The 22,501-nt window shown below is 65.3% G+C and carries 21 protein-coding genes; 4 read left to right on the top strand and 17 right to left on the bottom strand.

The window, feature by feature from the left end:
• Window positions 1–12 precede the first annotated feature (12 nt).
• Window positions 13–582, top strand: a complete 570-nt coding sequence (locus tag ZAL01S_RS01460) for a hypothetical protein (protein WP_066078635.1) — start codon at window positions 13–15, stop codon at window positions 580–582.
• Window positions 583–678: 96 nt separating this feature from the next.
• Here the strand turns inward: ZAL01S_RS01460 and ZAL01S_RS01455 are convergent, their stop codons facing one another.
• Window positions 679–2,199: an aspartate ammonia-lyase gene (locus ZAL01S_RS01455; protein ID WP_066078632.1), complete on the bottom strand. Its 1,521-nt coding sequence runs from the start codon at window positions 2,197–2,199 to the stop codon at window positions 679–681.
• A gap of 132 nt (window positions 2,200–2,331) precedes the next feature.
• On the bottom strand, window positions 2,332–4,488 hold the full coding sequence (locus ZAL01S_RS01450; RefSeq protein WP_066078629.1) for a DEAD/DEAH box helicase: 2,157 nt from the start codon (window positions 4,486–4,488) through the stop codon (window positions 2,332–2,334).
• Between the two features lie 220 nt (window positions 4,489–4,708).
• Here ZAL01S_RS01450 and ZAL01S_RS01445 point away from each other — a divergent pair, with 220 nt between their 5' ends.
• The gene (locus tag ZAL01S_RS01445) at window positions 4,709–5,422 is read left to right on the top strand and encodes a maleylpyruvate isomerase family mycothiol-dependent enzyme (protein WP_066078626.1); all 714 of its coding nucleotides are present in this window, start codon (window positions 4,709–4,711) and stop codon (window positions 5,420–5,422) included.
• 30 nt (window positions 5,423–5,452) lie between these two features.
• Here the strand turns inward: ZAL01S_RS01445 and ZAL01S_RS01440 are convergent, their stop codons facing one another.
• From ZAL01S_RS01440 to truB, 4 genes are read right to left on the bottom strand one after another with little or no spacing between them, the layout of a single operon-like run.
• Entirely contained in the window at window positions 5,453–6,433 is a 981-nt protein-coding gene (locus ZAL01S_RS01440; protein WP_066078623.1) for a bifunctional riboflavin kinase/FAD synthetase, read from the bottom strand.
• Entirely contained in the window at window positions 6,430–6,894 is a 465-nt protein-coding gene (locus ZAL01S_RS01435) for a hypothetical protein (protein WP_306301585.1), read from the bottom strand. Before ZAL01S_RS01435 ends, ZAL01S_RS01440 begins: the two co-directional genes overlap by 4 nt.
• 17 nt (window positions 6,895–6,911) lie before the next feature.
• A complete protein-coding gene (locus tag ZAL01S_RS01430) occupies window positions 6,912–7,319 on the bottom strand; it encodes a hypothetical protein (RefSeq protein ID WP_244875294.1) in 408 nt (135 codons plus the stop codon).
• Complete coding sequence (gene truB / locus ZAL01S_RS01425; RefSeq protein ID WP_066078616.1) at window positions 7,289–8,227, bottom strand: tRNA pseudouridine(55) synthase TruB; 939 nt, start codon at window positions 8,225–8,227, stop codon at window positions 7,289–7,291. The genes ZAL01S_RS01430 and truB overlap by 31 nt, the downstream gene beginning before the upstream one ends.
• 72 nt (window positions 8,228–8,299) lie before the next feature.
• On the opposite strand from truB, the gene ZAL01S_RS01420 reads away from it, so the two are divergent.
• Complete coding sequence (locus ZAL01S_RS01420; RefSeq protein WP_066078614.1) at window positions 8,300–9,316, top strand: ketopantoate reductase family protein; 1,017 nt, start codon at window positions 8,300–8,302, stop codon at window positions 9,314–9,316.
• The gene (locus tag ZAL01S_RS01415; protein WP_066079329.1) at window positions 9,313–10,233 is read left to right on the top strand and encodes an HhH-GPD family protein; all 921 of its coding nucleotides are present in this window, start codon (window positions 9,313–9,315) and stop codon (window positions 10,231–10,233) included. The genes ZAL01S_RS01420 and ZAL01S_RS01415 overlap by 4 nt, the downstream gene beginning before the upstream one ends.
• A gap of 21 nt (window positions 10,234–10,254) precedes the next feature.
• Here ZAL01S_RS01415 and rbfA read toward each other — a convergent pair whose 3' ends face one another.
• The 11 genes from rbfA to ZAL01S_RS01365 all read right to left on the bottom strand — a co-directional run bounded on the left by rbfA (window position 10,255) and on the right by ZAL01S_RS01365 (window position 22,363).
• Window positions 10,255–10,695 carry a 30S ribosome-binding factor RbfA gene (gene rbfA, locus ZAL01S_RS01410; protein WP_066078612.1) on the bottom strand — a complete coding sequence of 147 codons (441 nt, stop codon included), beginning with the start codon at window positions 10,693–10,695 and terminating at the stop codon, window positions 10,255–10,257.
• A 112-nt stretch (window positions 10,696–10,807) separates the two neighbouring features.
• Window positions 10,808–13,567 (bottom strand): translation initiation factor IF-2, encoded by a 2,760-nt coding sequence (gene infB / locus ZAL01S_RS01405; protein WP_083522957.1) that lies wholly within the window; start codon window positions 13,565–13,567, stop codon window positions 10,808–10,810.
• A gap of 73 nt (window positions 13,568–13,640) precedes the next feature.
• Window positions 13,641–13,940, bottom strand: coding sequence for a YlxR family protein (locus tag ZAL01S_RS09675; protein WP_083522994.1), 300 nt, complete (start codon window positions 13,938–13,940; stop codon window positions 13,641–13,643).
• Window positions 13,941–13,992: 52 nt separating this feature from the next.
• Entirely contained in the window at window positions 13,993–14,994 is a 1,002-nt protein-coding gene (gene nusA, locus ZAL01S_RS01400; RefSeq protein ID WP_066078607.1) for a transcription termination factor NusA, read from the bottom strand.
• 34 nt (window positions 14,995–15,028) lie between these two features.
• Window positions 15,029–16,813, bottom strand: a complete 1,785-nt coding sequence (locus ZAL01S_RS01395) for a proline--tRNA ligase (protein WP_066078601.1) — start codon at window positions 16,811–16,813, stop codon at window positions 15,029–15,031.
• A 36-nt stretch (window positions 16,814–16,849) separates the two neighbouring features.
• Window positions 16,850–17,791, bottom strand: a complete 942-nt coding sequence (locus tag ZAL01S_RS01390) for a hypothetical protein (RefSeq protein ID WP_066078598.1) — start codon at window positions 17,789–17,791, stop codon at window positions 16,850–16,852.
• A complete protein-coding gene (locus tag ZAL01S_RS01385; protein ID WP_066078596.1) occupies window positions 17,778–18,779 on the bottom strand; it encodes a vWA domain-containing protein in 1,002 nt (333 codons plus the stop codon). Before ZAL01S_RS01385 ends, ZAL01S_RS01390 begins: the two co-directional genes overlap by 14 nt.
• On the bottom strand, window positions 18,776–19,753 hold the full coding sequence (locus ZAL01S_RS01380) for a vWA domain-containing protein (protein WP_159421533.1): 978 nt from the start codon (window positions 19,751–19,753) through the stop codon (window positions 18,776–18,778). Before ZAL01S_RS01380 ends, ZAL01S_RS01385 begins: the two co-directional genes overlap by 4 nt.
• Window positions 19,744–20,259 carry a hypothetical protein gene (locus tag ZAL01S_RS01375; RefSeq protein ID WP_066078589.1) on the bottom strand — a complete coding sequence of 172 codons (516 nt, stop codon included), beginning with the start codon at window positions 20,257–20,259 and terminating at the stop codon, window positions 19,744–19,746. The genes ZAL01S_RS01380 and ZAL01S_RS01375 overlap by 10 nt, the downstream gene beginning before the upstream one ends.
• Complete coding sequence (locus tag ZAL01S_RS01370; RefSeq protein WP_066078586.1) at window positions 20,252–21,142, bottom strand: DUF58 domain-containing protein; 891 nt, start codon at window positions 21,140–21,142, stop codon at window positions 20,252–20,254. The genes ZAL01S_RS01375 and ZAL01S_RS01370 overlap by 8 nt, the downstream gene beginning before the upstream one ends.
• A 3-nt stretch (window positions 21,143–21,145) precedes the next feature.
• Window positions 21,146–22,363 (bottom strand): AAA family ATPase, encoded by a 1,218-nt coding sequence (locus ZAL01S_RS01365; RefSeq protein WP_244875293.1) that lies wholly within the window; start codon window positions 22,361–22,363, stop codon window positions 21,146–21,148.
• Window positions 22,364–22,501 lie beyond the last annotated feature (138 nt).

Below are 22,501 nucleotides of genomic sequence, written 5' to 3'. Positions count from 1 at the left end.
ATCGTGAAAGACATGAACCGCGTCATCTTCTTCCTCGGAGCCGGAGTCGGTTTTGTCCTCGGCGCCCGCGCTGGGCACGAGCGCTACCGTCAGATCCAGCAGTTCTCCCGCCATGTTGCGTCGAGCACACCGGTGCAGCGTGGTTTGGCCAGCACCCAGCGCGCGATCGACAACGCGACTCCCCGTGTGTCGCAGGCTGCCCGTCAGCTCAGCGGTGAAGGCGGACAGGCAGGTCGCCTCGTCCTCGGCCGTGCTGGCGAAAGCGCCCAGCAGCTTGCCCAAACTGTCGTCGGTGGTACTCGTGACCTCGCCGAACGCTTCACGACCCAGGCCGAAGACCTCCAGTCGAAGGTCACGCTCACGGCAGAGGACCTCCGCCGTCGCAGCGAAGAGCTCCGCGCCTACTCAACCGAGCAGCTCGAAGAAATGCGCAACCGCATCGACGAGGAGATCGCACGCAGCCGTGAAGCCACGAGCGACGGGTTCGTTCGTTTCGGTGCCGCTCGCGAGGACGCCCTCGAGACGTGGGAAGACGACGAAGACGACGACATGGTCTCCCCCACCGAGCACGACGGCAAGTAAGCCTCTGGGTCTCGGCCCGTGGTTCGCTACCACGCGCCGAGACACGAAGAAGGCCCCCGCACACAAGGTACGGGGGCCTTCTTCGTGTCGAGCCGACTAGCTCAGGTCGAGACGGTCGTGCGAGTCGAGGCGAGCCTCACGCTGCGCAAGGTCTTCCGGCGAGATGACCTGGATTGCGCCGGTTTCAGGCTGGACACCCGAGAGCTTCTTCGGCTGGAGCGCTGCTTCGACCTCTTCGCGAGTGAGCAGGCCACGCTCGACCACGAGATCAGCCACGTTCGCGTTCGAGGCCAGCGCCTCCTTCGCGAGCTTCGATGCCGGCGCGTAACCGATGACCGGGATGAGGGCCGTGATGACGCCAACCGAGGTGGCAACCATGTTCTGCAGGCGCTCTTCGTTCGCGGTGATGCCGGTGACGCAGTTCACGCGGAGCGTGCGGGCTGCGCGGCGGAGCCACGTCGAGTTCTGCATGAGCGTGTGAGCGATGACCGGCTCGAAGGCGTTGAGCTGGAGCTGGCCGCCCTCCGAAGCCATCGACACGGTGACGTCGGCACCGGCGATGACATAGGCAACCTGGCTCACGGCCTCCGGGATGACCGGGTTGACCTTACCCGGCATGATGCTCGAGCCAGCCTGGCGCGGCGGGAGGTTGATCTCACCGAGACCGGCCTGCGGGCCCGAGGAGAGGAGGCGGAGGTCGTTGCAGACCTTCGAGAGCTTCATGGCGGTGCGCTTCATGACGCTCGAGAGCGACATGAACACGCCCGTGTCACTCGTGGCCTCGATGAGGTCACGTGCGGTGACGAGCTGCTCGTAGCCGGTGATCTCGCGGAGGTGGCGGATGACGGCCGGAGCGTAGGCCGAGTCAGCGGCAATACCGGTACCGATCGCGGTCGCGCCGAGGTTGAGCTCGAGGAGGAGCGGAAGCACGTCGCGAAGGCGCTGGACGTCCTCACCGAGCGTCGTAGCGAAAGCGTTGAACTCCTGGCCGAGCGTCATCGGCACGGCGTCCTGAAGCTGGGTGCGACCAATCTTCAGGATGTGCTTGAACTCGAGGCCCTTCATGGCGAAGGCGTTCTGGAGGAGCTCGTACTCAGCGATGAGGCGCGTGACCGTGTGGACGAGCGCAATCTTCACTGCCGAGGGGTAGGTGTCGTTCGTCGACTGTGAACGGTTCACGTGATCGTTCGGCGAGAGGAACTCGTAGTCGCCGAAGGGGCGGCCAGCGAGCTCGAGACCGCGGTTCGCGATGACCTCGTTCGCGTTCATGTTCGTAGAGGTACCAGCACCACCCTGCACGACGCCGACGACGAACTGCTCGTGGAGCTTGCCGTCGATGATGTCCTGGCAGGCGCGGTCGATGAGGTCTGCACGCTCTTCGTCGAGCACGCCAATCTCACGGTTGGCGCGAGCAGCGGCCTGCTTGACCTGTGCGTAAGCGATCACGAAGTCCGGGTAGACGCTCACCGGACGGCGAGAGATCGCGAAGTTTTCGACGGCACGTGCCGTGTTGATGCCCCAATAAGCCTCGGCGGGGATCTGAAGTTCCCCAAGCGAGTCCCGCTCGGTTCGGTAGTTGTCCGACTCAGCGCGGAGCGGGTTATCGAGATCGATCATAGTGAAAGGCCTCCTAGCGAAGCACTCGTAGTGGATGAATCCTCAGCGATCCAGCCTACCCATAGAAACTGCCCGTTCCCCGTGGGCAAGAGTCCAAGGGAAACGGGCAGTTTCGGGCGCAAGTGCAAAGCTCTAAGAACGCGTTGCGCGTGCCTCCAGCGTTTCGCGCAGCAGCGCCGCGAGTGCATCCACCTGGATGGAATCGTGCGAGTCGTCACTGTGCTCATCGCCATCGAGTGCGCGAGCGGCGAGGCCCTGCTTCGCGTCGATGAGTTCGGCGATGCGCGCGTCAATCGTTTGCGCGGCCACAATGCGCCACGCCGTCACGGGCTCTTCCTGACCGATGCGGTGGACGCGGTCGATCGCCTGCTGCTGCTCGGCGGCAGTCCAGCTGAGCTCAGCGAGGACGACGTCCGACGCCGCCTGGAGGTTGAGGCCAACACCTGCTGCCATGAGCGAGCAGACGACGACCTGCACCTCGGGGTCGTTTTGGAAGACAGCGATCGCCTTTTCACGTGCGCTCGAGCTCTGGTCACCGCGGATCGACACCGATCGCAGGCCCTGGTCCGCGAAAACGGCTTCAGCACGGTCCATCGCTTCAATGTGCTTCGCGAAAAACACGACCTTGCCGGCCGAGCGCGCGAGCTGCGCGGTGTATTCGGCGGCGAGTTCTGCCTTCGCAAGGCCGAGACGGCGCAGCATCGAGAAGATCGATTCGCCCGAGCTCTGCGCCTTCGATTCCTCGACCTCCTGACGGGCAATCATGCGCAGGCGCTCGACGTCGATCGTGCCGCTCGGAAGACCAGCGGCGGCGATCATCCGCTCGTAGCGGCCCAGCAGACGCGACACGAGCGAGCGTTCGGCCTGCTGAATCGACTTCGTTTCGGCCGTGTCCAGTTCCACGGGCATGTCGACGACACGCTTCGCCGGGAGGTCCTTCGCGACGTCGATCTTGCGACGACGCACGATGCCCTGGTCGATGACGGCTTGGCGTGCCGCGGCGAGGAAGCCGTGGTCGCTTGGCACAAGGCCATCCTGGTCGAGGCGGTCGAGCAACTTCGGCGAGGGGCGGTCCTGGTCATCGAGCCAGCCGAGGAAGCGCCAAATCGCCTTGAAGTCCTCGACGTCGTTGATGAGGGGCGTACCGGTGAGCGCCATGAGGAGCGGTTCAGACCCGGGGACGCGTTCGCGGACGCCGCGCGCGAGCTGCATGACGAGGCGCGAGCGCTGCGACTGCAGGTTCTTAATGAAGTGCGCTTCGTCGACGATCATGCCCTTGATGCCGAGCTGCGAAAGCCAGCCGAGGTGACGGTCGAGGATCTCGTAGTTCACAATGAACACGTCGGCGAAGGCGTCGACATCCGCACCGTCACCGCTAATGACCGTGGCGCGACGCTGCGGCGTCCAGCGCTCAACTTCGCGCGCCCAGTTCGTCTTGACGACGTTCGGCACAACGACAAGCAGTGGATACGCCTGGGCGATGGATGCTGCGAGCACCGACTGCGCGGTCTTGCCGAGGCCCGGTTCATCGGCGAGGAGGAAGGTGCGGTGGCCGCGCTTGACCGCCTCAGCGAAGCGCGCCTGGTGCGGCATGAGCTCGAGGCCCTTGGGGGTGATGCGGTCGTGCTTCGGCACCTCCGGAAGCGGCATGCACGCGGATCCACCACCGGCGCCCTGCTCGAACGCACGCAGGAGAGGGCCAAGGAGTTCCCAGTCACGCAGGCGCGAGTAGCGGGGAACGACCGGCTCAAGCTTGTCGAGCTTCGGCTCGAGGAAGGGGTTTGAGCGCACGCGCGAACGGACGCTCACCGGGAGCACCTGACGCTCAGCGATCTCCGGCGGCACGATCTTTGCTGCACGCGTGGCGGGAGTCTCGGGTTCGTCGTCGGCAACAATGTCGACGCCGCCTGCGAAGAGCATCTGCTTGCGCAGCTTCCGGCCCTGCTCCGTGATGGGGGTTTCGGGTGCGAGAAGCTGGATGAGGGAAGGGTCGCGTGCTGCGGTCTTCGCGAGGATCGAGGCGAGGCCATCGAGGCGCTTGAGCGCATCTGCCCGCTCGTGGTCGCTGAGCTCCTGCCCCTCACGGGCCTTCGCGCGCTCTTCACGCATGAGGAGGGCAACCACCTGGAACTTCGTGCGGTTCGCAGGCGAGAGACGACCGCGCTGGGCAGCCGCCTCTACCTCGCGCGCGGCGCGCGCAAGCTGCGGGATGACACCCTCGTTATCGACTGCTCGACGGTGACGGTTGTTGGCGCGTGAAGCACCTCGGGCGCGGGCCTTGCCAGCCATGCCCCTCCTCTAATGCACTGCGGAATGGGAGAACACCTGTGTGGCTCGGCGGGCGAAGAAGGCAGACACCGCACGCGAGCACAACGCGGCGCGGCAATCGTGGCGGAACAGATCAGGCCAACAGCGATTGCGGCGCCACAAGTCTACGGGATTTCCCGTATGCCGTCGCGTGTCGCGGACCTTCAGCAGCTCTCGAGCAAACATCTGCGATACTCGACGCGTGTCTGACGCTCCCATTTCGCAACCCCGGCCGTACTTCACGCCGTCGAGTCGCGTTTCTGGCGACTGGAGCGCACACATTGCGACGACGCTCGACCGTACCGCGGCCATGTTGCTCTCGCTCGATGACGCCGCATGGGATGCCCCGAGCATGTGCTCGGAGTGGCGCGTCCGCGATGTTGCCGGTCACCTCATTTGGCGCCTTGGCACCACGCGCTGGTCGATGATTGCCAGCGGTGCTGGTGCCTACTTCGGCAAGCACTTCTCCCCCAGTCACGCGATCGCCGAGATTGGCCGCGAGATTGGTTCGCGTCCGGTGCCAGAGCTCGCACAGGAGCTTCGCGCCATCGCAGACAACAAGGTCCGTGGCCGCCAGCGCGTCTCGATCATTGAGCTCACCGAAGCGATCGTCCACGCGTACGACATGTCTGAGGCGGTCGGCGCTGACATCCGTTTGAGCCCCCGTTCGACGGCTGCTGTTGTACTCAACCGTCTTCGCGTGCCGGGCCACGGCCGTACGCTCGCTCGTTCGTACACACTGAGTGCTGTGGATGCTCGCTGGCAGCTTGGCAAGGGCCCGCGTATTGAAGCGAGCGCTGGCGAGCTCACGATGCACGTCTTCGACCGTCGCCGCCTCGAGCTCGTGCCGGTGAGCACGACCGAGCAGCGCATTGTGCGCCCGGGGGAAACGTCCGAGTCCGCCTGCGAGCACTAAGACTCCGCGCGTCCCGCTCTGATTGGGGCGCTAGTCCTGCCGCTGTGCAGCAAGTGATGCTCGGACGCGCGGTGTCGGCGTCTTCGCGAGCAGCTCGCGCGCTTCGTCGACGTCCTGGTGCATGCGCGCAATGAGCGCGGGCAGGCCGTCGAAACGCTCCATCCCACGCAGTCGCTCAACGAAGGCGACGCGCACGCGGCGGTCGTAGAGGTCAAGGGTTTCGTCGATGACGTGTGCTTCGACCTGCTTGGCGGGGACGCCCTCGAAGGTGGGGTTGTCTCCGACGGAGATTGCGGCCGGATACACGCGTTCGCCGTCATCCAGCCAACCCGCATACACGCCATCCGCCGGAATATAACCCTCAAGGTCAGGCGAAAGGTTTGCAGTCGGGAAGCCGAGTTCACGTCCGCGCTGAGCACCGTGGACAACGATGCCCTCGAGGATGTGGTCGCGGCCAAGCACCTCGGCGCAGGCGCCCACATTGCCCTCGTCGAGGAGCTGACGCACCCAGGTGGAGGATGCTCGGCGTCCACCCGGCCCTGCCTGGTCTGCCGTGACCATGAGCTCGTAGCCGAGTTCGTCTGCGTGAGCAGCCAGCATGTCGATATCGCCGCGCCCCTGATTGCCGAACTTGAAGTCTTCGCCGACGAGGATAATTCGCGCGCGGAGCGCAGCAACGAGGATGTCACGGAGGAACGCCTCCGCCTCAACCGCAGCGAGTTCGCGCGTAAACGGCATCACGAGCGTTGCTTCGAAGCCCGCTTCTGCGAGCAGTTCGAGCTTTTCCTGTAGCGAGCAGACGGGCTTCGGTGCGTGCTCGGGGGCGAAGAGCTCGAGCGGATGACGGTCGAAGGTCACCGCGAGGCTCAGGAGTCCGTGCTCAACGGCGGCACGCTGCAGTCGCGCGGCGAGCTCTCGGTGGCCGCGGTGGACGCCGTCGAACTTGCCGATCATGAGCGCGGTCCCGGCAACGTCCTCCGGCAGCTCGCTCGGGTCGTGGATGATCATCATGAGGTGGCGGCTCCTTGCGACCCGTGTGAGGGGGCGTGCTTGCTGGACTCGAGCCAGGCCATTCCGAGGACCGGCAGGATGGCGGGGACATAGCCGTAACCTTGCCCGAAGTGCGACCAGACGGTGTCCTTCGGGAAGAGTTCAGGCGCGAGGCTTGAGATGAGCCCCACCGTCACGACGCCAATGAATTCGATGACGACAGCACCCCAGGCGAGGGTACGTGCGCGTTCCCCTTGCGCCAGTGCGATCGTTGCCACGAGGTAGATCACTGCGGAGACAGCGGAGAGCGTGTAGGCGAGGGGTGCGGTGGCGAAGGAGCCGAGAATCTGCACTGCGCTTCTGCCAAGCGCCGCCAGGGCGAGGATGGCGTAGGCGGCTACAAGCACACGCCCGGCGCCGCGGACGCCGTCCCGACGTTTGCGCCGCGCCTGGCGCTCACGGAGTCGGGACACGATCTTCACGGAGATCAAGTATCCCACTAGCCAGCAAGGAGGGGGCCGTGACCGGCCCAAATCTGCTGCATGCGCACCATCATGACAGCGACCGAGAGCATCGCGACCCCGAGGATCGCGGTGCTCCACCGGTTGCGCTCGATCACCCCCCAGAAGAGGGCGGCCGGCGGAATGATGATGGCCGAGACGAGGTACACCCAGAACTCGATGCCGTCGCCGAGGCAGGGGTTGCCCGTCATGGGGCCGACGATCGCGATGACGGCGTCAACAATGAGGGCGAGCCAGCCAAGCGCAGCCGCTGCGGCAGTGTCATCACCGACGGGCGCGTTCATGCCCGCCCGGATGAAGCAGAACACGCCTGCCGCGGTAGCAATGACGGCTTGTACTATGGTCCACCATTCGATCATGCGAGCGGCTCCGGGAAGTTGAGGCACGACTTCATGGTCGTGCGCGAGCATTCGACAAGGCCGACGAGTTGCCCCGCTGGGTTGAAGGCTGCCACAGGCGTCTTCTCTTCGGGCGGCGTCCATCCAGCAGGCAGTGCAATGCGTTTGCCGTGCCAAATGTCGAGCGCTTCATCATCGCTGAGGTCGATGCTCGGGAATCGGCGCCAGGCAACGACACTGCTCGGCGTGAGGTTGGCCGGTGTGAGCGGAGTCGTCGTGTCGACAGCATCCTCCAAGCTCATATTGCCGACTCGTGTGCGACGAAGCGCCGTGAGATGTGCGCAGGTGCCAAGGCTCACACCGAGGTCGCGCGCGAGGGCACGGATGTAGGTGCCGGAGCTGCAGACAACGCGCACACGGATGTCGAGCGTGAGCGTGCCGTCGTGTTCCTCCGGCTCGTCGATGTCGAGCAGTTCGAACTCGTGAATCGTGACGGGACGCGCTTTGAGCTGGACGTCTTCGCCGTCGCGGACGCGCTGATAGGAGCGCTTGCCGTCAATCTTGATCGCGCTCACGGCCGAGGGCACCTGTTCGATGCCGCCGGTGAGCAGTGCCATGGCTTCCGTGAGACGTTCGCGCGTGATGGCGGCGACAACGTCCGGCACCGAGCGTTCGACGATCTCTCCTTCGGCGTCTTCGGTGGAGGTGCCGATGCCAAAGCGGATGGTCGCGAAGTATTCCTTGTCTTCGCCGACGAGGTACGTGAGCAGGCGCGTCGCGTGCCCCACGCCGATGACGAGCAGTCCCGTTGCCATTGGGTCGAGAGTGCCGGCGTGGCCGACCTTCCGCGTGCCGAGGCTCTTGCGGGTCCAGGCGACGATGCCGTGGCTTGTGTGTCCCTGGGGCTTGTCGACGAGGGCGATCCCGTGCGGGACGTCAGCTGGAGCGGCAGTCATGGTGTCTCATAGTCTAGGCGGGCCTCGGACGTCGGTTCGGGCCGGACGCAGTCGAGAGCAGGAGGAGAGGGCATGCAGATCGGTGTGATTGGTGCTGGCGCGATTGGCGGCACACTCGCTGCCCTCCTGCACCGAAATGGGCACGAGGTGGTGATCGCCTCACGCCGCGACACCGCGAACGAGATGGAGCTCATCCTCCACGGAGCATTCGGCGAGTACCGCGCGACCGTCGAGTGCATGCCGCAGCTGCCGGGCGAAGTGGATGTCGTCGTCTGCGCGACGAAGGTCGGCGACCTTGGCGAGGCGCTCCGCACGAACCGTGGCGGATGCCTCGGCTCCCCCATCCTGTGCGTGCAGAACGGCGTCCGCGGGCCAGAGATTGCACGAGACGCGCTTGGTCCGCGCGCCAGACTCCTCCACGGACTTGCTTCCTTTGCCGCCCGAGCGGATGCTCCCGGTGAGGTGACGGTGACGGGAGGCTCAGGTCTTGTCATCGGTGCCAGCGAGGGTACGCGGGGAAGCCTGGCGGAGGCGGTTGCCGGGCTGTTCCCACCCGAATTGTGCTGCAGCGTCACGGACGACATTGCCTCGGCCATGTGGTCGAAACTCCTCGTGAACCAGCTCAATGCGTTGCCCGCGATCACTGACCTGCCAATGCAAGCCCTCTATGCCGCGGATGACATGGCACGCATCACCGCGCAGGCCATGGTCGAGGTGTACGAGCTTGGTTGTGCCCTCGGGCACTCCTTCCCCACCATCCCCCTCTTCACGGATGCGGCGAGGGCCTCACTCGAAGCCGCACGCACGAGCAGCGCAGCAGTCATGCCAAGTCTTGTCACAGACATGGTTTCGACCTTTGGTGAGGTGCCGAATCTCGGTTCGACGTTGCAGAGTCTCCGTCGCGGCGTCGCGAGCGAAAACGTGGCCCTCGGTCATGACCCCGTGCAGCTTGCGCAGGACGCAGGACTCATGCTGCCTGTCGTTGCGCGCCTGGCCACGCTCGTGGATGCGCGTGAACGTGAGAGGCGTGCCCCGTTGTGCCTCGACGAGGTGCGTGGCGAGTTCGCGGAATGGTGCGCCGCGTCATGACATCCGTCGATGCACGTCTCGCTGAACGAAACATCGAGTTTGCGAGTCAGCTTGACGAGTGGTTCCGTGCCCAGGCGCGGCCTCTCCCCTGGCGAGCGCCCGGGACAACACCCTGGGCCGTGCTCCTCAGCGAAATCATGAGCCAGCAGACGCAGGTCGCGCGCGTCATTCCGAAGTGGCAGGAATTTCTTGAGCGCTGGCCCACGCCCGCAGATCTTGCTGCTGCGAGTGACGCCGAGGTGATTCGCGCCTGGGATCGGCTCGGCTACCCGCGACGTGCCGTGCGCCTGCGCGCGCTTGCCGAAGCGATTCGCGACCGTCACGCAGGCGAAGTGCCTGACACGGTCGAGGAACTCCTCGCGCTGCCCGGCATCGGCCCGTACACCGCGGGTGCTGTCGCGGCCTTCGCCTTCGGCGTGCCAGCGCAGGTGGTCGACACGAACGTCCGACGCGTGCTCGCCCGCCACAGGTTCGGCCACGCCGAGGCGTGGGCCCCAAGCGTCGCCCGAGATACCGCCGCCTGGAACGAAGTCACCCAGGCCGTGCCAGCGCCGCTCGTGGTGAGTCTCGCGCAGAACTCTATGGAACTTGGCGCCCTCGTGTGCACTGCCCGAACCCCCGCTTGTGAGCGCTGCCCCATCGCCGAGCAGTGCGCGTGGCGTGCTGAGGGGTATCCGGCGGCAGACGATTCGCTGCCGAAGCGGAAACCGCAGGCACGCTACGCGGGAAGTCTCCGCGAGATGCGAGGGATGCTCCTCGCCGAACTCCGCGAGCACGCCGAACACAGCGAAGCAGAACTCCGCGCCATGCACACGACAGCCGGCACCGAAGATCCCCGCTTCGAGACTGCCCTCGAAAGCCTCATCACAGATGGTCTCGTCGTGCGCAGCAGCAAGGGATCACTCCAGCTCCCCTAGCGAGGAGTGCCGGAGCGCCGACTAGTCCTCATCGTCCTCGATGACATGCGGCTTCGCGTACGGGTCTTCATCCCCCGCGTACGTCGCGTGCTTCTTGAGCTCTTCGGTTGCCACATCACGCTCGTGCGCTTCACGAAGCAACGCCTCAATCGCGCTCGCGTTCTCGGGCAGTGCGTCGGCGATGAACTCGATCGTCGGCGTGAGGCGCACCTTGAGGTTCTTGCCCACTTCCTTCCGCACGATGCCCGTCGCCGAGGCGAGCGCCTTGGCGGTGTTGGCACGGTCTTCGTCGCTGCCGTACACGGTGTAGAAGATGCTCGCGTGCTGGAGGTCCCCGCTCACACGAACATCCGTCACCGTGACAAAACCGAGGCGCGGGTCCTTGACACCGCGCTCAAGCGTCTGGGCGACGATGACCTTGATGCGGTCGGCCATGCGCGCCGCACGTGCGTGATCAACCATGGTGTTCTCCTTCAGATTCATTGTGGCTCGCGCCCCTGAGCACTTTCAGGGACAGCGCGAGCGGGCGGGCCGAAGAGCTTCGGCACCGCCCGCTCGTTGGAAGCGGCGTGGCTTAGACGCGCGGCTTCTCCACCATTTCGGTCGTTTCGATTTCGTCGCCGATCTGGATGTCGTTGTACTTGCCGAGGCCGATACCACATTCGAAGTCCGTACGGACCTCAGTGACGTCGTCCTTGAAGCGGCGCAGCGACTCGATCGCGAGACCGTCGGCGATCACAACACCCTCGCGGATGATGCGTGCCTTCGCGTTGCGCGTGATCGTGCCCGAGCGAACGATACAACCGGCGATGTTGCCGAACTTCGAGGAGCGGAACACCTCGAGGATCTCGGCGACACCCGACTGGACCTCTTCGTACTCCGGCTTGAGCATGCCCTTGAGCGAGTTCTCGATGTCCTCGAGGGCGTTGTAAATGACGGAGTAGAAGCGGATGTCCACGCCCTCGCGAGCCGCGCGGTCGCGCGCCTTCGTGTCGGGGCGGACGTTGAAGCCGAGGATGATGGCGTTGTCGACCGTGGCGAGGTTGACGTCCGACTCGGTAATCGCACCAACACCGCGGTGGATGATGCGCAGCTGCACCGTCTCGTCGACCTCGATCTTGAGGAGCGACTCTTCGAGGGCTTCGACAGCACCCGAAACGTCACCCTTAATGATGAGGTTGAGCGATGCGACCTTGCCCTCTTCGAGTGCACGGGTGAAGTCTTCGAGCGAGATGCGCTTGCGAGCCTTCGCGAGCTGAGCGTTGCGCTCAACCGCTTCACGCTTCTCAGCGATCTGACGTGCCGTTCGGTCTTCATCGGTGACGAGGAAGTTGTCACCGGCGCGCGGAACGCTCGAGAGACCCTGCACCTGCACCGGACGCGACGGGCCAGCCTCAGTGACGTTCTTGCCGTTCTCGTCGAGCATGGCGCGAACGCGACCGTAGGCGGTGCCGGTCACGATCGGGTCGCCGACGCGCAGCGTTCCCGACTGGATGAGGACGGTTGCCACCGAGCCGCGGCCCTTGTCGAGCTTCGCTTCGATCGCGATACCGCGAGCATCCTTGTTGGGGTTTGCGCGCAGGTCGAGGCCAGCGTCGGCGGTGAGCAGGACGGCTTCGATGAGGTCATCGATACCGGTGCCCTTACGAGCCGAGACGTCGACGAACATGACGTCGCCGCCGTACTCTTCGGCCACGAGATCGTACTCGGTGAGCTGCGAGCGCACCTTCTGCGGGTTCGCTTCGGGCTTGTCGACCTTGTTGACGGCCACGACGATCGGCACATCCGCAGCCTGAGCGTGGTTCAGCGCTTCGATCGTCTGCGGCATGATGCCGTCGTCCGCCGCGACCACGAGGATCGCGATGTCGGTGACGTTCGCACCACGGGCACGCATTGCTGTGAAGGCCTCGTGACCCGGGGTGTCGATGAACGTGATGGCGCGGTCGATGCCTTCGTGCTCACGGTGCACCTGGTACGCACCAATGTGCTGCGTGATGCCGCCAGCTTCGCCTTCCTGCACGTTCGCCGAGCGAATCGCGTCGAGGAGGGCAGTCTTACCGTGGTCGACGTGACCCATGACGGTGACGACCGGCGGACGCTGCTCGAGCACGTCGTCGTCTTCCATCTCGAGTTCTTCGTCGAGGTCGATGTCAAAGGACTCGAGGAGTTCCTTGTCTTCGTCCTCGGGCGAGACGATCTGGATCTTGTAGCCGAGCTCGGCACCGAGCACCTCGAACGTGGCCTCGTCGAGCGACTCCGTCGCCGTGGCCATCTCACCGAGGTGGAAGAGCACCGTCACGAGGTCGCCGGGGCTTGCATTGATCTTCTCGGCGAAGTCCGAGATCGACGCGCCGCGACGCATGCGGATGAGCGTGTCGCCTGAGCCGCGAGGAACCTTCACACCGCCAATCGACGGTGCCTCCCGCATCTCAAACTCTGCGCGCTTCGTCCGCTTCGACTTGCGTGCCTTGGACTTGCCGCCACCGCGGCCGAAGGCACCAGCTGCCTGGCCACGACCGCCCGGGCGACCGCCACCGGGACGACCGCCACGACCGGCAAAGCCACCACCACCGGGGCCACCACCACCGGGACGACCGGGACCGCCGCCACCGGGACGACCGGGACCCTGCGGGCGAGCACCCGGCAGCACACGAGGCTGGCCGGGACGCGGTGCGCGCGGACCACCCTGGCCACCGGGAGCCTGCGGACGCGGACCACCCGGACGCGGACCCGGGCGCATGCCCTGGTTCGACGAGAAGGGGTTGTTGCCCGGGCGCGGACGGCCCATGCCCTGCTGGGATGCGAAGGGATTGTTGCCGGGACGCGGGCCGGGGCGCGGGCCACGGGGACGCGGGATCGCGTTCTCGCCGGGCTTCGGGCCGGGCGTCGGCGGCTTCGAGGCGCCAGGCTTCGGCGCGCCACCCTGGGCAGCGGGCTTCGCTGCCGGGCGTGCCGGGGTCTCAGCTGCCGGCTTTGCGGCGGGCTTGGGTGCGGAAGCCGGTGCTGCTGCACCCGGCTTCGGGGCTGCCGAGCCGGGCTTCGGGGCTGCCGAGCCGGGCTTCGGACCCGGCTTGTTGGCAGCAGGCTTCGGGCCGGGCTTGGGCGCCTGGCTGCCAGGCTTCGGGGTGGGCTTTGCCGACGATGCTGCGTCAGCCTTGGCGTCACCGCCGTTGTTCTGCTTCGAAAGGGCCTCACGAAGGCGACGAGCCACCGGGGGCTCAACGCTCGAGGAGGCGCTCTTCACGAACTCGCCCATCTCTTCAAGCGTCTTGAGTGCGACCTTCGACTCGACGCCCATTTCACTGGCGATTTCGTGTACGCGTGGTTTTGCCACTGTTCTCCTGTCCGGGCTGATCCCGGACAGGATCAGCCATTAACGTCGGATGTTGTGCCTCATCGTGAGCCACTCATGAGTTGTCCATGTTCCGATCTGCTTTCTCGTGGTGTAGGGCTGCCGAGGCAGCCAATTGCGCGGCGAGTTCGCCGACTTCGCTCTCATCCAGCGCGCGGACTCGGAGTGCCCGTTGAAAGGCCTTTCGTGTCAGTGCGGTTTGGATGCAAGCGGAGTCCGGATGCAACCACGCGCCCCGTCCAGCATTGCTCGCCGTGAGATCGACGAGGAAGCGGTCTGGACCGGCCGTTACGCGAACAAGCGACGACCTTGGTGCACGCGCGCGACAACCGACGCACGTTCGTACGGGCTCCATAGTACCCCCAACCACCCGAACGGCCGCACGAAACGGCCGTTCGGAGGGTTACTTACTCTTCGTCGTCCTCGAGGATCGAGTCAGGCTGGATGTCGATACGGGCGCCCGTGAGCTTTGCTGCCAGGCGTGCGTTCTGACCTTCCTTGCCGATCGCGAGCGAGAGCTGGAAATCGGGAACGAGCGCGCGGACGGCCTTGGTGCTGCGGTCGAGCACGAAGGAACTCGAGACCTTGGCGGGGCTCAGCGCGTTCGCGACGAAGGTGGCGAGGTCTTCCGAGTAGTCGACAATGTCGATCTTCTCGTTGCCGAGCTCGTTCGTCACAGCGCGCACGCGAGCACCGAGTTCACCGATGCAGGCACCCTTTGCGTTGATGCCTTCCTGCGTGGCGCGGACCGCGATCTTCGTGCGGTGGCCGGCTTCGCGAGCAAGTGAGACGATCTCGACGATGCCGTTCGCAATCTCGGGCACCTCGAGCGCGAAGAGCTTGCGCACGAGCGAGGGGTGCGTGCGCGAGACCGTCACCTGCGGGCCACGCGTGCCGCGCTCAACCTTGGTGACGTAGACGCGGAGGCGACGACCGTGCGAGTAGTCTTCGCCCGGAACCTGCTCCTCCGGCGGAAGCACCGCTTCCACCGTGCCGAGGTCGACCTGGATCATGCGCGGGTTCGTGCCCTGCTGGATGACACCAGCGATGATGTCACCCTCGCGCTCACGGAACTCGCCGAGGACCTTGTCGTCACCGAGGTCGCGCATGCGCTGCGTGATGACCTGCTTCGCGGCGAACGCGGCGATACGGCCGAAGTCTTCCGGGTGCTCGATGGCTTCGCCGATGACGTTGCCGTCTTCGTCGAGCTCGGGCGTGAAGACATCCACCTGGCCGGTCTTGCGGTCAAGCTGCACACGCGTACCCTCTGCCGGTGCCGCGCCGAGTTCCTGACTGGCGTGCTTCTGGTAGGCGGTGAGGATGGCCTGCTCAATGATCGAGGCAAGTTCTTCAAAGGGAATTTCACGCTCACGCTCAAGCATCCGCAGGACTGCGAGATCGATCTTCATGGGAGGCCTCCTGTATTCAGCTGAAACGCAAAGTCTACCGGAGGACCGCGTTGCGGCGCGAGATGAGTTCGCTCGCCGCGTCGTCGATCTTCACGGCTTCACGCTCACCGTCGGCACGGCGCCAGATCTCGACCTCACCATCGGCCACACCGCGGCCGGCGATGATGATCCACGGGATGCCCATGATCTCGGCGTCGCTGAACTTCACTCCGGGCGAGACCTTCGGACGGTCGTCCACGAGCACCTCGAGGCCCTGCTCCGAGAGCTCGGCAGCAATGCGCTCGGCGGCGTCGAAGGCCTCCTGGTTCTTGCCCGTGGCGACGACGTGCACGTCGAAGGGGGCAACCGATTCGGGCCACACGAGGCCGCGCTCGTCGTGGTTCTGTTCGGCGACGAGGGCGAGGTCACGCGTGACGCCGATGCCGTAGGAGCCCATGGTGACGGTCACGAGCTTGCCGTTCTCGTCGAGCACCTTGAGGCCAAGCGCTTCGGCGTACTTGCGGCCAAGCTGGAAGACGTGGCCGATCTCGGTACCGCGAGCAGTGCGGATAGGGCCGGAGCCGTCGGGAGAGGGGTCGCCGTCGAGCACCTCGGCCGCCTCAACGCGACCATCGGCGGTGAAGTCGCGGGCGACCGTGACCCACATGGCGTGGCGGTCGGAGACGTTGGCACCCGTCACCCAGGTGCTGCCATCGGCGATCGTGGCGTCGAGGAAGAAGCGGATGCCGGTGACGGACTCTTCACCGAGGACCGGGCCCTCCGAGGACCACGGGCCGATGTAGCCCTTCACGAGCGCCGGGTTCTTCGCGAAGTCTGCCTCGGTCGCTGGCGCAACTTCGGCTGGCTGGAAGGAGGTCTCGAGACGCTTCATGTCGGCTTCGCGGTCGCCCGGGATCCCGACGACAACGAGCTCTTCTTCGCCGTCCGGGTGTGTGAGGACGACGACGACGCTCTTGAGCGTGTCTTCGGCCTTCCACTCGCGACCCTCGGGGTGCTCGACGTGCTCATTGAGGTGGTCGACAAGCGCTGCGATCGACTTGGTGTTCGGACTGTCGAAGACGACGGGCTCAGGGTGCTCCCGCTCAACGACCGGGCGCGGCGTGGACTGGTACGTCTCGACGTTGCCCGCGAAACCGCTCGGGGCGATGAAGAAGGTGTCTTCACCGACCTCGGTCGGGTGCAGGAACTCCTCCGACTTCGAGCCGCCCATCGCACCCGCGTTTGCCGAGACAATGACGTAGTCGAGGCCGAGGCGCTTGAAGATGCGCTCGTAGGCGTCACGCTGCTGCTGGTAGCTCACCTCAAGGCCTTCGTCGCTCACGTCGAAGGAGTAGGCGTCCTTCATCGTGAACTCGCGGCCGCGGAGCAGACCCGCGCGCGGACGAGCCTCGTCGCGGTACTTGTCCTGGATCTGGTAGATCGAGAGTGGGAGGTCCTTGTACGAGGAGTAGAGCTCCTTCACCATGAGGGTGAAGGCCTCTTCGTGCGTCGGCGCGAGCACGTACTCGGCACCCTTGCGGTCTTTGAGGCGGAAGATGCCGTCGCCGAAGTCGTCGAGGCGGTTCGTGGCGCGGTAGAAGTCCGCCGGGAGCAGGCCTGGGAAGAGTACCTCCTGCGAGCCAGCCGCGCGCATCTCTTCTCGGATGATTTCTTCGACGCGGCGCTTCACGCGCAGTCCGAGCGGCATCCAGGCGAAGACGCCCGGGGCCTGGCGGCGGATGTATCCGGCACGGACAAGAAGCTTGTGGCTGGCAACTTCGGCGTCCACCGGGTCTTCCCGAAGGGTCCGCACGAAGAAGGTAGAGAGGCGCTCGATCATGGGGTTCATCGTAGTGCGAACCTCCCCCATTCGGGGTTACCAGGGTTTCTCGGCGCCTCCCGAGCTGCTGTTGTTCTCCTCATCGAGCTGTTCTTCGCGCTGCTGCTGGTTCTCGCCGAGCTGTTCCTGCAGCTGTTCTTCTGCGGATTGCGGGCTGGCCGATGCCCCCGGCGTCTCATTCTCCTGCGACTGCTCGTCCGGCGTGTTTGAGGGGTTCGGCGTCGGGCTCTCGCTCGGTGAAGGGGTCGGACTCGAGGTCGAGTCCTGCGAGCCTTCGTTGCTTTCGCCGGTCTTCTGCTCGAGACGTTGCTCGGTCTCTTGCGACGACGGTTCAGAGCTCGACTGCTCGCACGAGGGGTCCCGTTCAGCGAGTACCTTCTTCGCCTCCTCGTAGTAGGCCTTCGAAGCTGCCTCGTCACCGTTTGCGAGCGCGAGATCACCGAGGCGCTCAATGGTGATGGCGAGGTTTGCTCGCACGGGGCACGCCTCGCTCGGCGCCGCGAGCGCGAGCGCCTGTTCGAGTTCGGCCTTCGATTCGGGCAAGACTCCGAGCTGCAGGTAGTTCGTACCGACGTCGTAGTGCGCCTTCCACGGTTCGATGACGTTGCCGTAGGTGAGGAGTTCCGAGGTGTTGAGCGACTCCTCGTAGGAGCCTGCTTCGTACTGTTTCACAGCTTGGTTCGCGATGAAGATCATCGAGAGGAGCTTGAAGGCGACGAGTGCAAGGATGACGACGACGGGTGTCCCCCACAGGATGAGTCGCTTGCGTCGGGCGCGCCGCACGCGACGGTCAGCTGCTTCCAGCTCTTCTTTGCTCGGTGGAGCGAGTTCTGCTTCGACAACCTCGGGCGCGCCATCCTGGGGCGTCTCGTCGTGCTCGGACGGGAGCTCAATGTTGGCCCCGGAGTGTTCCGGCGCGCCGACGTCCGTCATCTGCTCGTCGTCGATGTCGCTGGTGTCGGTGTTACGGCTCGTCACGTTCGACCCCCTCTCGAGCGGCGGCGAGTTCGGCAGTGGCGCGGCTGGTTCGCCAGAGTTCGATGAGCAGGAGGAGCGTCGCCGCGATGAGGAGGATCCAGTACAGCTCGAAGGCGCGTTCGACGTCGTTCGAGCGGGACGTGTCGGTCTCCTCGGCATTCACTTGCGCGGCCTGTGCGGTGGTTCCGGCATCACGGTGCTGGTAGCTCACGCCAAGCTGCTGGGCGATCTGGTTGAGGTTGTTCTCGTCAATGACAGATTTTGCGGGCTGTCCCTGGTACTCGATGTAGTCGGGCGTTGACGTGGCGAGGCTGCTCGCGGTTTCCCGCATCTGCCCGCCCTCGGGGGTGCCGTATCCGAAGACCCCTCCCCCGCTCACGTACTGGGCCGACTCCTTGAAGGATTCAGGTTCCTTCGTCGATGTCTGTTCGCCGTCGCCGAAGTAATAGACGACGCGGGCTCGCGGCGTGCTGTCCTCCGAGGCCTTCTTGAGCGTCTTTGCGAGGAGTTCTGCGGCTCCTCCGACGGAGGAGCCAGACGAGTACTTCGTCACTTCAGGGCGGAGAGCATCGAGTGAAGACTCGAGTGCGCTCGTGTCGGTCGTGAGGGGCAGGCGCTGGACGACGTTGGAGTCGAAGGTGATGAGCGAGAAGCGTGCACCGGGGTGGGCTTCAGCGAGGGCCTTCACATCCGCCTTCACGCCATCCAGGCGCGGCTTCGTGCCATCCCAGTCTTCGGCGATAATGCTCGCGCTCGTGTCGACGACAAAGAACACGTCGAGTGCACGCTCGACGACGGCCGCGCGCTGGGAACCAATGCCAGGGCGGAAGCACGCGAGCATGACCAGGACAACAACGACGAGGCGGATTGCCCAACCGCGACGACGAGCGCCCTTGGGTGCTGCGATGAGCTGCCAGATCACGAAGCCGATCACCGCGAGCGCGATGATGAGCACAAGCCACCACGGGAAGATGGGATTCCAGGTCATAGCTTGAGCCTCCACGCGAGGACGAGATATCCGACGAGGACGCCAAGGATCGCGATGAGCCAGCCGGCGGGGCGGTCGGTGATGAGAACGATTGGGGCGCCGCGGATGATCGAGGTCTGTTCGCTCGTGATGTCGTCCACGATGGCGCTGATGCTCGATTCGTCGGAGAGTTTGAAGTATTTACCGCCGTTCTGTTCGATCTGAACGCGGTATTCGTCAGCGAAGGCGTCTTCGAATTCATTCGCGTCGAGGCCGTAGACGGTGATCTTGCGCTCCTTGGTGAGGGCTGCTGCCTCGGGGAGGGACATGAGCGCGTCACCGTTCACGGCGTTGTCGGTGGCGAAGATGATGGAGCGGCTGCGGCCGTCGTCGGTGGTTTCGCCGAACATGAGGGCGCAGCTTGCAAGGCCGTCGCCGACGAGCGAGGCGCCGCCGCTGTTCCGCGTGCCAGCGAAGTATTCGCTGCCCACCGAGCCGTAGCTCTCCATGGAGTCGGCGACGAGCTTGAGCTGGTCGTTCACGAAGTCGTAGTCGTCGGTGAGTGGGAAGACCGGGACTGCGGTGGCATCCCAGAGCACGAGGGAAATACGTTCGCCCTGGAATCCGGGCAGCATTTCGAGGTACCGCTGGATGACCTGGACGTCGTAGTCGACCATGGAGCCTGAGACATCCAGGCAGAGCACGATGTCGCGGTTGAACTTCTCGGGCTGTTCCACGCGCTGGTAGATCCAACGGCCGGAGCCGATCGCGGCGAGCACGACGAGGACGCTGAGCGTCACAAGGGCGAGGCTTGCCTGCAGACTTGAACGCTTGAGGGCGCGACGGTAGCCGGGGATGCGGGTCAGGCGGTGTGAGTTCGCGATGGGGCGTGCGTGTTGCGAGCGCGCCCTCCGAGAACGTATCCACGCCACCACCCCGACAACGGCGGCGGCGAGGATGAGCCCGGCGGTGAGCCACCACATTCCTAGAGCCACTGGGTCATCACGCTCCTCGCGGCACGAGCACCCTCGGAGACGCCCCGATATTCGCGGGCACCGAACACGATCGGGTAGTACTGGGCGATCGTGTGTGTGGTGCCGCGCAGGCCCGTGCTGCGCAGCTGGGTGAGGTCCATCTTGTCGGCGGGGATGCCGGTGGCTGCGGCGACGTATTCGCGGATGATGCGCGAGAGTTCGGCGTGCGCCTTGCGGCTCGAAAGTTGTCCCTGCAGGTAGCGCGCTTCGACGGCATCCACTTCGCGAAGCTTTGCCATGCGGATCGCGCCGAGGTCTGGTGCCGGGCGGGGTACCTCAAGCTCCGGCAGCGGGTCGCGCTTGCGGGTGTTCCACCACACAAAGAGGTAGTAGGCGAAGATCGCGAGCAGGATGGCGACGGCGAGGAGGCCCCAGATGGGCCAGTAGCCGACGATCGGCATGATGGTCCCCTGTGGCGCTTCTGGCGCGGCCAGAACGCTCGTGGAGGTGATGCAGAGGCTAGGCATGTGTCCTCCCCCGTCGCTTGAGCAGCTCGATGAGTGCCGGCATGACGTCCTCTTCGGAGTGGACGCGCGCGAAGCTGGCACCGAGCTCGGTGACAAGCGCCGAAAGCCGCCTGGTGCGGTTACGCTCATTCGCCCGAAGTTCTGCGGCGAGCTGTTCGTTCTGGGCAAGGAGCGACGGCATCCGCCATGATCCGCTCACGTCATAGCTGAGGCTTGCCGCGTTGCCGCCAGCAAGTGGGTTCGCATCGGCGATCTCGATCCACACGAGTTCGTGCTGCACGGTGAGCCGGCGAATGAGCTCTTGGATCTCATCCGTGAGCTCGGTCTCGTCCGCAATGACAACAAGGAAGTGATGCCCGCGAAGCCGCTGGCGGATGTGCTGCAGCAGGCCCGGCAGGTCGCTCTGCGGCCCGTCGAGGCTCACGTGGTCGTGGGCTTCGTGCAGCATCCGCTCAAGCTCGCGTTCGCTCGTGCGGTACGGCATGAGGCGGTGCGATTCGGCGTCACCGGTCGCGAGGGCAACTTCATCGCCGTGACGAATGGCGAGGTAGCCAAGGATGCCGGTAATGAGCACGGCGAGCATGCGCTTCTCGGTGCCGCCGTCAGACTGGGCGGCCATGTTGCGACCTCGGTCGACGACGAAGAGCATCCGGTGCCGGCGCTCCGCGTGGTAGCGCTTCACGAGGGTCGTACCAAGGCGCGCGGTCGCGTTCCAGTCGATGTCTTTGACTTCGTCGCCCGTCGTGTATTCGCGGAGGTCTTCAAAGTCCATGGAGCGTCCGTGCTGCAGCGAGCGGTACTGCCCGTCGAGGGCATGCGTGACGCGCCGCCGGGCCGTGAGGTGCAGCTTCGACTTGACGCGAGTGAGCAGTGGGTCGGCCACGGCTTACGGGGTCCTCACAGCCTGGAACATGGCGTCGATGATGTCTTCGGGCGTGATGCCCTGGGCGTCGGCTTCGTAGCCGAGGATGACGCGGTGGCGGAGGATGCGGTGCGAGAGGCGGCGGATGTCGTCCGGGATGACGTGGTCGCGGCCGTTGAGGAGCGCGAGGGCGCGTGCCGCCTTCGAGAAGTTGATTGAGGCGCGCGGTGAGGCACCGACTTCAACGAGTCGGGCGAGCTCCGGCGGCAGGTACTGGCCTGCGTGGCGGGTGACGTAGCTGATACCGACGAGGTATTCGGTGATGCTCGCGTCGAGGTAGACGCGCTTCGTGAGCCGCTGGAGGCGACGCACGTCATCGAGGCTCGCGACGGCCTCGCTCGACTCGTCAAAGACGCCACCGTCAATGCGGCGGAGCACTTCAGCTTCTTCGACCGGGGTTGGGTAGTCGAGGACGTCCTTGAGCATGAAGCGGTCGAGCTGTGCTTCGGGGAGCACGTAGGTGCCTTCTTGCTCGATGGGGTTCTGGGTTGCCATGACGAGGAACGGCGAGGGCAGCTCGTAGACGGTGCCGCCGATCGTCGTCTGCTTCTCCTGCATGGCCTCGAGCATCGCCGACTGCGTCTTCGCGCTCGAGCGGTTGATCTCGTCGAGGAGCACGAAGTTCGCGTGGACGGGGCCAAGCTGCGTCGTGAACGCATTCTGCGTGGCGTCGTATATCTGCGTGCCGACGATGTCGGAGGGCAGGAGGTCGGGCGTGCACTGGATGCGCTTGAAGGAAGCATCCACAGCCTCGGCGAGGGCGTGCGCGGCAGTCGTCTTCGCGAGGCCCGGCACGGATTCGAGGAGGATGTGGCCGCCCGTCATGAGGGCGATGAGCAGACTTTCACGCAGGCGATCCTGGCCGACGACCTTGCGCTGGTAGGCCCGCGTAATCCCTCCGAGGAGCTCACGCGCTTCGGCAAGTTCAGCGTTCGTGAGGCGCTCGGGGCGCTGCACGGGCACCTGCTGCGGCGCTGCCGTGGCGCCGTTCGTGGCCTGCGGTGCGCGAGGTGCTTCCTGCTGACGCTGCGGCGGCCACCCCATCATCTGCTGGCTGGCCTGCTGCTGCGGTGCCTGCTGCCCGGGGTATGCGGAGCCCTGCTGCTGATACTGCTGGTTCGGAGCCTGCTGCGAAGCGTTGGGGTAGCTCGGCTGCGGGGCGGGCTGTCCGGGTTGCGTCACGGTCTCTCGCTTTCTGGCTTCTCGAAGCTGTGTGGCTCCACGTGGCCACGTTACGGGGGCTCCTTGAACAACGCATCCGCTCGCACGGGGAAACGCTCCCCCACTCGCGGATGACTTGGGGTGGCCGCGGGAACAATC

It is taken from the genome of [Zimmermannella] alba NBRC 15616, assembly GCF_001570905.1.
GTDB lineage: Bacteria > Actinomycetota > Actinomycetes > Actinomycetales > Microbacteriaceae > Pseudoclavibacter > Pseudoclavibacter albus.
This window is presented reverse-complemented; position numbering and strand designations above follow the sequence as displayed.